General features: G+C 65.9%; 11 protein-coding genes and 1 pseudogene. 11 read left to right on the top strand and 1 reads right to left on the bottom strand.

Going from position 1 to position 10,421, the window contains the following annotated elements; all coding sequences use genetic code 11:
• Positions 1-126: Flp family type IVb pilin (locus JOY90_RS05340; protein ID WP_291690106.1), on the top strand; the 126-nt coding region annotated here is incomplete at its 5' end.
• A gap of 23 nt (positions 127-149) precedes the next feature.
• Here the strand turns inward: JOY90_RS05340 and JOY90_RS05335 are convergent.
• Positions 150-1,115, bottom strand: coding sequence for a Ku protein (locus JOY90_RS05335; RefSeq protein ID WP_291690105.1), 966 nt, complete (start codon positions 1,113-1,115; stop codon positions 150-152).
• Between the two features lie 259 nt (positions 1,116-1,374).
• Between JOY90_RS05335 and JOY90_RS05330 the strand changes: the two genes are divergently transcribed.
• From JOY90_RS05330 to JOY90_RS05285, 10 genes and pseudogenes are all read left to right on the top strand, one after another.
• A complete protein-coding gene (locus JOY90_RS05330) occupies positions 1,375-1,530 on the top strand; it encodes a hypothetical protein (protein WP_291690104.1) in 156 nt (51 codons plus the stop codon).
• Positions 1,531-1,829: 299 nt separating this feature from the next.
• Positions 1,830-2,501 (top strand): response regulator transcription factor, encoded by a 672-nt coding sequence (locus JOY90_RS05325; protein ID WP_291690103.1) that lies wholly within the window; start codon positions 1,830-1,832, stop codon positions 2,499-2,501.
• 8 nt (positions 2,502-2,509) lie between these two features.
• Positions 2,510-3,886 (top strand): sensor histidine kinase, encoded by a 1,377-nt coding sequence (locus JOY90_RS05320; RefSeq protein WP_291690102.1) that lies wholly within the window; start codon positions 2,510-2,512, stop codon positions 3,884-3,886.
• A gap of 108 nt (positions 3,887-3,994) precedes the next feature.
• Positions 3,995-5,437 (top strand): hypothetical protein, encoded by a 1,443-nt coding sequence (locus tag JOY90_RS05315; RefSeq protein WP_291690101.1) that lies wholly within the window; start codon positions 3,995-3,997, stop codon positions 5,435-5,437.
• Positions 5,438-5,521: 84 nt separating this feature from the next.
• Positions 5,522-5,791 carry a hypothetical protein gene (locus JOY90_RS05310; protein WP_291690100.1) on the top strand — a complete coding sequence of 90 codons (270 nt, stop codon included), beginning with the start codon at positions 5,522-5,524 and terminating at the stop codon, positions 5,789-5,791.
• A 133-nt stretch (positions 5,792-5,924) separates the two neighbouring features.
• On the top strand, positions 5,925-7,028 hold the full coding sequence (gene ccmI, locus JOY90_RS05305) for a c-type cytochrome biogenesis protein CcmI (RefSeq protein WP_291690099.1): 1,104 nt from the start codon (positions 5,925-5,927) through the stop codon (positions 7,026-7,028).
• 14 nt (positions 7,029-7,042) lie between these two features.
• Complete coding sequence (gene ccmE / locus JOY90_RS05300; protein WP_291690098.1) at positions 7,043-7,537, top strand: cytochrome c maturation protein CcmE; 495 nt, start codon at positions 7,043-7,045, stop codon at positions 7,535-7,537.
• Positions 7,534-9,519 carry a heme lyase CcmF/NrfE family subunit gene (locus tag JOY90_RS05295; RefSeq protein ID WP_291690097.1) on the top strand — a complete coding sequence of 662 codons (1,986 nt, stop codon included), beginning with the start codon at positions 7,534-7,536 and terminating at the stop codon, positions 9,517-9,519. The genes ccmE and JOY90_RS05295 overlap by 4 nt, the downstream gene beginning before the upstream one ends.
• A 4-nt stretch (positions 9,520-9,523) precedes the next feature.
• Complete coding sequence (locus JOY90_RS05290) at positions 9,524-10,015, top strand: cytochrome c-type biogenesis protein (RefSeq protein WP_291690096.1); 492 nt, start codon at positions 9,524-9,526, stop codon at positions 10,013-10,015.
• Positions 10,016-10,230: 215 nt separating this feature from the next.
• Positions 10,231-10,421 (top strand): annotated as a pseudogene (locus JOY90_RS05285) (serine peptidase); the annotation flags it as partial.

Genomic DNA, 10,421 nt, shown 5'->3' with positions numbered 1-10,421 from the left:
GGCGCCACCGCCATCGAATATTGCCTGATCGCGGTCGGGCTTTCGATCGTGATCATCACCGCCGTCAATGGTATCGGCTCGACGCTCAACGGCAAGTTCGGGTCCATCAATTCCTCGCTGAAATAGCGCAAGCGCCACCGCGCCTGCGCTCAGCCCGCCTTGCGGGAGCGGGCGGACGGGCGCGCCGGCTTCTCGGCCTTCTTCGGCTCTTCCTTCTTCTCTTCCTTCTTCTCTTCCTTGGCGCGCTTGCCGGCTCCTGCGATCGGCAGCAGCATCTCGCGCTGACCCTCGACCCGCTTCTTCGCTTTCTTCGCCTTGGCAGGTGCGGGCGCCTGGCCTTCACTGGCGAGGCTGCGCTTCAGCGCATCCATCAGGTTGATCACGTTGCCGCCGGTCTTCGGCGCGGCCTTGGCGGGCAGCCGAACGCCCGCGCGCTTCTTGTTGATGAGGTCGACGAGAGCCGCCTCGTAGTGATCCTCGAACTCCTCCGGCTCGAAGGAAGCCGATTTCTTCTCGACGATGTGCTTGGCGAGATCCAGCATGTCCTTGGTGACCTTCACATCCTGGATGTCGTCGAAATATTCCTTCTCGCCGCGGACCTCGTAGGGATAGCGGAGCAGGGTGCCCATCAGCCCTTTGTCGAGCGGCTCCAGCGCGATGATGTGCTCGCGATTGGTCAGCACCACGCGGCCGATCGCGACCTTGTTCAGGCTGCGGATGGTCTCGCGGATCACGGCGAAGGCGTCATGGCCGACCTTGCCGTCGGGCACGAGGTAATAGGGACGGATCAAATAGCGGCTGTCGATCTCGGCGCGGGGCACGAATTCGTCGATCTCGATGGTGTGGGTGGATTCCAGCGCGATGTCGTCGAGCTCGTCCTTGGTGACCTCGATGTAGGTGTCGGTGTCGACCTTGTAGCCCTTGACGATATCCTCGTTGGCGACCTCCTCGCCGGTGTCGGCATCGACCTTGCTGTATTTGATGCGATGGCCGGTCTTCCGGTTGATCTGGTTGAACGAGACCTTCTCGGCATCCGAGGTGGCCGGATACAGCGCGACCGGGCAGGTCACGAGCGAAAGCCGCAGAAAACCCTTCCAGTTGGCGCGGGGGGCCATGAAGAAACTCCCGTAAAAACTCCGTACACCGGCAGAGGACGAACGAGGATAGCACCGGCCGACATCAAGACAAGCAAAGGGGGGCGGATTCTGCCAACGGCGTTAACCGCGATTGGTTGCCTGGGCGGCGTAGGCCGGCCGGCTGCCCACCGGAACATCATCCAGCATGGGGCGTTGCTTCGACGTGTGGCCGGTGCGCCAGCGCAGTGGCAGTCTCGCCGGCCAATGCAGAAATGAGGGCATCAGGATCGAGGGCATCATGGCAACTACCCGAGAAGATCACCGGATCGTTGAAACTCCGACCGAGGCCCGGCAGGCCGAGCCCGGGCCGTCGGTGCTGGCGTTGTTGACGGCATCGACCGGCCTTGCCGTCCTGATTCTCGGCGTGATCTGGTTCGTGTTTTTCCGCACCTGACGGCTGGGCAAAGGGGGGACGGCATGGGTGAGCGGCACGGCAACACTGGCAAGGCGTCCGGCGCGTCTTTTCATGGATGGGGCGCAGGCGCACGGCTGCGGGAAGAGGCCTCGGCGTGCATAAGACGGGCCGCCGTGAACGGTCTGGCCGCGCGGCGCAACCAAGTCTGACGAGGCCATTGCGACCCCCGCTTTTTATGGAGAAAAAGTAACCCGGCGCGACAGGTTCCGTTCATATGCGGTTCACGGCGCGCGGGTTCATCATGATGGCAGTCGTGCAGTTCAGCTTTGGAGGCAAGTGTGCGCCTGCTCGTCGTTGAGGACGACCCGGATCTCAATCGCCAGCTCACCACCGCATTGAGCGACGCCGGCTATGTCGTCGATCGGGCGTTCGACGGAGAGGAGGGGCACTATCTCGGCGACAGCGAGCCCTATGACGCCGTCGTGCTCGATATCGGCCTGCCGAAGATGGATGGTATCTCGGTGCTGGAGGCTTGGCGGCGCAACGGCCGGGCCATGCCGGTCCTGATCCTGACCGCCCGCGACCGCTGGAGCGACAAGGTGCAGGGCTTCGATGCCGGCGCCGACGACTATGTCGCCAAACCGTTTCACCTGGAGGAGGTGCTGGCCCGGCTCCGGGCGCTGCTCCGCCGCTCCGCCGGCCACGCCCAGAGCGAATTGACCTGCGGCCCGGTGTCGCTGGATACCCGCACCGGGCGGGTCACGGTGGCCGGCAACCCGGTCAAGATGACCTCGCATGAGTACCGGCTGCTCGCCTATCTGATGCACCATACCGGGCGGGTGGTGTCGCGCACGGAGCTGGTCGAGCACCTCTACGACCAGGATTTCGACCGCGACTCGAATACGATCGAGGTGTTCGTCGGCCGCATCCGCAAGAAGCTGGAGGTGGACATCATCCAGACCGTCCGCGGGCTCGGCTACCTGCTGACACCGCCGCCTGCGGGTGCTTAATGTAAGGGATGCGCCGCAACTCGCTCGCCACCCGGCTGTTCTTCTCCGCGACCGCCTGGGTGGTGGTGATCCTGACCTTGACCGGCTTTGCGCTGTCGTCGGTCTACCGCAACGCCACCGAGCGCGCGTTCGACCGCAGGCTCAATCTCTATTTGCGCAACCTGGTCGCCGAGGTCGCCACCCCCGACGAGCCGCCGGACCACCAGTTCCAGTCGCTCGGCGAGCCGTTGTTCGAGCTGCCTCTGTCGGGCTGGTATTGGCAGATCACCCGCACCGACACCGACAAGGCGGAGGTGCGGGCGTCCCGTTCGCTCTGGGACAAGAAGTTGCCCAAGCTCGAGGACAAGGGCGCCGAGCTGACCGCGGCCGGCGTCCGGGTGGCCTATGTCGACGGCCCGGAGGGGCAGGAGCTGCGGATGGCGGAGCGGCCGGTCGATCTCGGCACCGACGGCAAGTTCCTGGTCAGCGTTGCCGGCGATGCCAGCGAGATTGACGAGGAGACGCGCAGTTTCGACTACTATCTCGGCAGCACCTTCACCGCGCTCGGCATCGTGCTGCTCCTGACCACGATCTTCCAGGTTCGCTTCGGGCTCGCGCCGCTGAAGCGTATCTCGGAGGCGATCGCCGACATCCGCTCCGGGCGGGCCGAGCGGCTGGAGGGCGTGTTTCCGGTCGAGATCGCCCCGCTCGCGCGCGAGACCAACGCGCTGATCGATGCCAATCGGGAGATCGTCGAGCGCGCTCGCACCCATGTCGGCAACCTTGCTCACGCCATCAAGACGCCGCTGTCGGTGATCGTGAACGAGGCGTCCGCGCACGGCATCGATCCCTTCGCCGCCAAGGTCCTGGAGCAGGCCGACATGATGCGCGACCAGGTCGCTCGCCATCTGGAGCGGGCGCGCATCGCGGCCCGCGTCACGATCGTCGGCACCGTCACCGAGGTCGCGCCTGCGGTCGAGGCGCTGCAGCGGACCATGGGCAAGATCCATCGGGACCGCAGCGTCACGATCGAGGTCAAGGCCGATCCGAAGGCGAACTTCCGTGGCGAGCGCCAGGATCTCGAGGAAATGGTCGGCAATCTCGTCGACAATGCCTGCAAATGGGCGACCGCGCGGGTGTTCATCGAGGTGATGTCGGAGCGCGCGGCCGAACGGGGGGAGGGGCCGATGCTGCGGATCATCGTCGATGATGATGGGCGGGGCCTGTCCGCCGCAGAACGGGCGCAGGTCTCGCGCCGCGGCCAGCGGCTCGACGAGTCCAAGCCGGGCTCCGGGCTCGGGCTGTCCATCGTGGTCGATCTGGCCGCGCTGTACGGCGGCAGTCTCTCCCTCAGCGATGCCCCGATCGGCGGCCTGCGGGCCGAGCTGCGACTGCCTGCGGTGTAATCACGGGGGCGGGGCAAACTTGCTAAAGGACTTTCTTAATACGGTCGTCGGTATGTTGGCGCCTACGCGCCTGCCTTTCGTGCGACGCCGGCATCAGCAAACCGGGCCATGAGCCAGACACCGAACGAGCGGCTGAAGGAATATCTCGGGCAGCTTACGCCCCAATCCCAGGCGCTGCTCATGCAGGAATTCGAGCGGGCGATCGCGCGCGGCGAGGACCAGGCGGTGGCGAGCATCGTGCTCGAAATGCTCCGCAAGGTCATGCGCATGCCGTCCGCCACTGCGTCGGCGTCGGGGAACCTCCGCGCGCCCGTCCGGGCCGATGGCAGCCGTCAGCATGGCGGCGAGGCCGCCCGCCTGTTCTTTCGGCCGCTGGAGCCCTTTCTGATCGAGGGCAGCCTGCCACCGCGGCCCGGCCAGGTTCGTCGGGCGTCGTTGATGCCGGTCTGGCAATGGCTCTCCCGGGAGGGGGCGCCCGAGCCGTTGCGCGAGTTCGAGACGGCCTATTCCGACTCCCGCGAAACCGGTGTTTCACGGGATATCGAGATTTCGGTCCGCAAGCTGCAGATGGCCGCGGCGGACGCGATCTTCAAGCTCACGTCGCCCGCGGGCGGCGACAAGCAGCGCGCGCTGGCCCGAGTCGGCCCGCCCGAAGTGGTCGAGGATCTGTTGCCGATCGGAGCGGTGCTGCATGCCCGCGAGGCATTGGACGGATTCGTCGCCCGCATTCCCGGGGTCATGCGGGTGTTCGGCGATTCCCAGATCACCTCGGTCTGCGAGGCGCTCAACATCCCGACCCTGCAGACGCCGCAGGTGCTGCCGTTCGCCTTGTCGCTGGCCATCCAGCGGCTGACCGCGCCGTGGCAGATCATTCGCCTGGCCATCAAGATAGCGGCCTCGGATGACGAGGTCAGGGTCGCCGCGACATCCTACAGCGTCGCGGTCACGATTGCGCTGCACGATCTGTTCTGTCTGGCATCGACCCTGCGGTTCGACATCAGGCGCAGTCAGTTCGCCAACGTGCCCGAGAACCTCAAGGCCCTGCATGACGGCGTGAGGGGGCTGCGGACCGAATTGGACCTGCGCCAGGAATCCACCTGGGGCAAGCAGCTTGCCTCGATTCGAGCGGACATCTCCGACACCGTGCAATCGGAGATCGAGAGTGTGCCCGGACGGGTCCGCCGCATCCTGCGTCAGCGGCCCGACAAGGAAATCCCGATCGGGTCCGGCATCGACGGCTCGGAAGTCGACGAGGTTGCCGCGTTGATCGCCTTCGTTGCGGTGTGCCGCACCTACGCCAGTGAACTCGCGATCAACGAGGTCACGCTGCGCAGCTATTCGGAACTGCAGCAATATGTGGAGAAGGCCACCGAAGCGCTGGTGGAGTCGCTGCGCGGCGGCGACATCAAGGCGCGTGCCTATCGGCAGATGCAGGCGCAGGCTGCCGTGCGCTTCTGCGAGGTGCTGTTCGGCCAGGAATATGCATCGCTGATGAGCAGGGCCATCGACAACGCGCTCCCAACAGAGCGCAAGTCGTCGCGCGCAAACTAGGCAGACCACCCTGCAATTTGCGGTTGACGTTATCGTGGTATGAAAGTACCGTGCGCGCCAAATAGACTGCAAAAACTTTGGCGCATGAATTCCGTCATCAACTTCGTTGAACTCGAGAACCGCGTCATTTCGGCGACATATCGGAACCTGATGGTCAAGGCCAAGGTCGTGTTGGTCGACAGGGACAGCGGCGTGCAGCTGGCTGATCCCGTCGTCACGATCTCGTCCACGCTTCCCAACGGCTCGCTCCGAATCAGGCTGCCGGACTCGGTGAGGTCAGGAACCTATTTTCTTCGCGCGCACAATGCGCGTGGCGACGAAGTGGCGCGCAGCGTCGATTTCGAGGTCGGTTAACGGTCTATTATTGCGGGATTTTCGGCTTTTGGCCCGCACGCAGAATTGACTATTGTCAATTGCCCGTCTGCGCGGCCGTGGTGTAAAGCCCGCGTCGGGCCCTAGAATGGGTCTAACGCTGGAATCCACCCTGATGACGTTGTGGTTTGTGTTCGCGCTGATGACCGCCGCAGCGATGTTCGCTGTGCTGCTGCCATTGGGGCTTCGCGGCCGATCGCATGTCGCGGGCACGGAGACGGCAGTCTACAAGGATCAGCTCGCCGAAATCGATCGCGATGCCGCCGCCAGCCTGATCGGCGCCGCCGAGGCCGAGGCGGCGCGGGTGGAGATCAGCCGTCGCCTGCTCGCGGCCAGCGATCGCGAACGTGGTCCGCCCGCGCAGCCCAGCGGGAGACCGCGGCGCGCGGCAGCCGTGCTCGCGCTCTTGGGATTGCCCGCGTTGGCGATCGCAGTCTACCTGCCGCTCGGCTCACCGCGGCTTCCCGATTTTCCGCTGGCCGCGCGGATGGCGGCTCCGAATGAAGCCCAGCCCGTCGAGCGGCTGGTGGCGCAGGTCGAGCAGCATCTGCAGGAGAAGCCGACCGATGCGCGCGGCTGGAGCGTGCTCGCGCCGGTGCTGGCGAAGCTCGGCCGCTATGACGATGCCGTGCGCGCCTACCGCAATGCCATCACCTATGGCGGCGAGAACGCTGATTGGCATGCCGATCTGGGCGAGATGCTGGTTGCAGCCGCCGGCGGCGTTATCACCGACGAGGCCAAGGCCGAGTTCGACCGTGCCCTGGCGCTGGACGCCAACGAGACGAAGGCCGGCTATTTCCGCGGCGCCGCGGCCGAGCAGGACGGCCGCAAGGAAGATGCCGCCGCGATCTGGCGCGGCATGCTCGACAAGGCGCCGCCCGACGCGCCGTGGCGCTCCTTCGTACAGGCCGCGCTCGCCCGCGTCGGCGGTGCGGTGGCGCCGGCGCTGTCGGACGGCACCATGGCGGCCGCAAAGGACATGAGCGAAGGCGACCGCGCGACCATGATCCGCGGCATGGTGGAGCGGCTCGCGACGCGGCTGAAGCAGAACGGCGACGATGTCGACGGCTGGCTGCGTCTGGTGCGCGCCTATGTGGTGATGGGCGACCGCGAGAAGGCGAAGGAGGCCGTGGCCGACGCGAGGCAGGCCGTCGCCAATGACGCCGAGCGGCTCAAGCAACTCAACGAGGGTCTGAGGAACATCGGGCTCGATGGCTAGGCAGTGATCGGAAAATGACGCGCAAGCAACGCCGGCTGACACTCATCGGATGCTCGCTCGCCGTGCTCGCGCTGGCGGCCGGGCTCGTCCTGTATGCGTTGCGCGATTCGATCGTGTTCTTTTCGACGCCGTCGATGGTCGCCGAGCAGCATATCGCGCCCGGCCGACGCTTTCGGCTGGGCGGCCTGGTGCAGCCGGGCTCGCTGAAGCGCGGCGACAATCTCGCCATCACCTTCGAGGTCGCCGACGGCAATGCGAGGCTTCCGGTGGCCTATAAGGGTATTCTGCCCGACCTGTTCCGCGAGGGGCAGGGGGTGGTCGCCGAAGGCGAGCTCGATGCTTCCGGCACCTTCAAGGCCGACACCGTGCTCGCCAAGCATGACGAAACCTACATGCCGAAGGAAGTGGCCGACGCCTTGAAGAAGCAGGGACACTGGAAAGACGACTACGGCAAGGAGGCGGCCGCCAATGCGGAAGCCAGGCAGGCGACCCCGGGAGTGACGCAGTGATCGCGGAATCCGGACATTACGCCATGGTGCTGGCGCTCGCTCTGGCGCTGATCCAGTCCACCGTGCCGCTGCTCGGCGCGCGGCTCTCCGATCCGGCCCTGATGAACATCGCCCGCTCGACTGCGCTCGCCCAGCTCCTGTTCGTGGCCTTTTCCTTTGCCGCGCTCGTGACGCTGCACGTGACCTCGGATTTCTCCGTCGCCAACGTGTTCGAGAATTCGCACTCGCTGAAGCCGCTGATCTACAAGGTCACAGGCGTCTGGGGCAATCACGAAGGCTCGATGCTGCTGTGGGTCTCGATCCTCGCCTTGTTCGGCGGCCTGGTCGCAGCCTTCGGCGGCAACCTGCCGCGCTCGCTGCGCGCCCGCGTGCTGGCGGTGCAGGCCTGGGTCGCCAGCGCCTTCTATCTGTTCATCCTGGGCACCTCCAATCCGTTCCTGCGGCTGCCCAATCCGCCGATCGAGGGCAGGGACCTCAATCCCGTGCTGCAGGATATCGGGCTCGCCGTCCATCCGCCGATGCTCTATCTCGGCTATGTCGGCTTCTCGATCTCGTTCTCCTTCGCGATCGCGGCGTTGCTGGAGGGGCGCATCGACGCGGCCTGGGCACGCTGGGTGCGGCCCTGGACCCTGATCGCCTGGATATTCCTGACGCTCGGCATCGCGATGGGCTCGTACTGGGCCTATTACGAGCTCGGCTGGGGCGGCTGGTGGTTCTGGGATCCGGTCGAGAACGCATCGCTGATGCCGTGGCTTGCCGGCACGGCACTGTTGCATTCGGCGCTGGTGATGGAGAAGCGCGAGGCGCTCAAGGTCTGGACCATCCTGCTCTCGATCCTGACTTTCTCGCTGTCGCTGCTCGGCACCTTCCTGGTGCGCTCCGGCGTGCTCACCTCGGTGCACGCTTTCGCGACCGACCCGACGCGCGGCGTGTTCATCCTCCTGATCCTCTGCGTCTTCATCGGCGGCAGTTTGATGCTGTTCGCCTGGCGGGCCTCGGCGCTGAAGCAGGGCGGGCTGTTCGCGCCGATCTCGCGCGAAGGCGCGCTGGTGCTGAACAATTTGTTTCTCACCACCGCCTGCGCCACCGTGTTCATCGGCACGCTGTATCCGCTCGGCTTGGAGGTGCTGACCGGTGCGAAAATCTCGGTGGGCGCACCGTTCTTCAATCTCACCTTCGCCCCGTTGTTCCTGCTGGTGATGATCGCGCTGCCGTTCGGGCCGATGCTGGGCTGGAAGCGCGGCGACCTTCTGGGCGCCGCCCAACGCCTGCTCGCCGCCGGCGTGGTCGCATTGTTCGCCGTCGCCATCGCCTGGGCCTGGACCAGCGGCGGCGCGGCGCTGGCGCCGCTCGCCATCGGGCTCGCGGTGTTCGTCATCGCGGGCGCGCTCACCGACCTCGCCGAGCGGATCGCGCTGTTTCGCGCGCCATTCGGCGTCGCGATGCGGCGCATGCGCGGCCTGCCTCGCTCGATCTGGGGCACGGCTTTCGCGCATGCGGGCATCGGCATAGCTCTGATCGGCATCGTTTGTGAGACCACCTGGAACACCGAATATCTCGGTACGATGAAGGCGGGCGACGCGGCCAACGTCGCCGGCTACGAGCTCAGGCTCGAGGGCCTGTTCCAGGAGCAGGGTCCGAACTACCGGGAGACCACGGCCCCGTTCACCGTCTATGGCGGCGGTCAACGTATCGCCGTGATGCGGCCGTCGAAGCGCAGCTTCACCACCCGCGGCGGCATGTCGACGACGGAGGCGGCGCTACTGACGCGTGGTGCCAGCCAGCTCTACATCTCGCTCGGCGACGCCACGCCGGATGGCGGCATCGCGGTGCGGATCTATCACAAACCGATGGTGCTGCTGATCTGGCTTGGCCCCGTGCTGATGGCGTTCGGCGGCATGCTGTCGCTATCGGACCGGCGGTTGCGGGTCGGCGCACCCAAGCCCGCAAAGGCGTTGCGGGGACTGCAGCCGGCGGAGTGAGGCGATGAAACGAGTTCTTGCGCTGCTCTTCATCGTCGCCGCCATCAGCGTCACGGCGGCGCGCGCGGTGCAGCCCGATGAGATCATGGCCGATCCGGTCAAGGAAGCCCGGGCCCGCGACCTGTCGCGCGAATTGCGCTGCATGGTGTGCCAGAACCAGTCGATCGACGATTCCGAGGCGCCGCTCGCGCGCGACTTGCGGCTCCTGGTGCGCGAGCGGATCGCGGCCGGCGACAGCGACGGCCAGGTGATCGATTTCCTGGTGGCGCGCTACGGCGAGTTTGTGCTGCTGAAGCCGCGCTTCGAACGGCGGACGGTGCTGCTCTGGCTGGTGCCGCCCTTCGTGTTGCTCGGTGGTGGCCTCGCGCTGTGGCTGAATGGCAGGCGCCGCTCCGGGCACGGAGGTGTGGGGCCATCGCAGCCGGCGCTGACCGCCGAAGAGGAAGCCCGGCTCGCGGCTCTACTTGCGGCCGACGCTCCGCCGGAAAAGTCGTAGCCGATCGACGGCGGCTGTCGCGGCGGTTTCCACCCGGGAACTGCCTTCATATCGCAACGCATGTCGGAACTGCGATAAACTGCCGCACCGACCGTCGCCATCATTACAAAAGTTTAACGGGCCCGCCAGCGCACCGTAAGGCGTTGGTCCCCATGTTCAGGCACGAAACGGTGCCCCCTGGGGCACCTCGTCCTCAAGGCTCTGGAGAAAGCTGCATGACCGAACGTCCGACCGATCTTTCATCTTTCCCATCATACCGGCCCGGCCGTTCGCTGCTGTCAGTGCGCAAATTCGCGTTGCTGGCGTCGGTCGTCGCGGGTCTCGGAATTGCGATCTATGGCTTCGACCCGTCGTCACATTCGTCCGATCTGTTCACGACGCCGGCGCATGCGCAGGTCAACAACGA

It is taken from the genome of Bradyrhizobium sp. (assembly GCF_019242285.1).
Classification (GTDB): domain Bacteria; phylum Pseudomonadota; class Alphaproteobacteria; order Rhizobiales; family Xanthobacteraceae; genus Bradyrhizobium.
The sequence above is the reverse complement of the archived record's forward strand: the minus strand, read 5'-3'. Positions and strand labels throughout refer to the sequence as shown.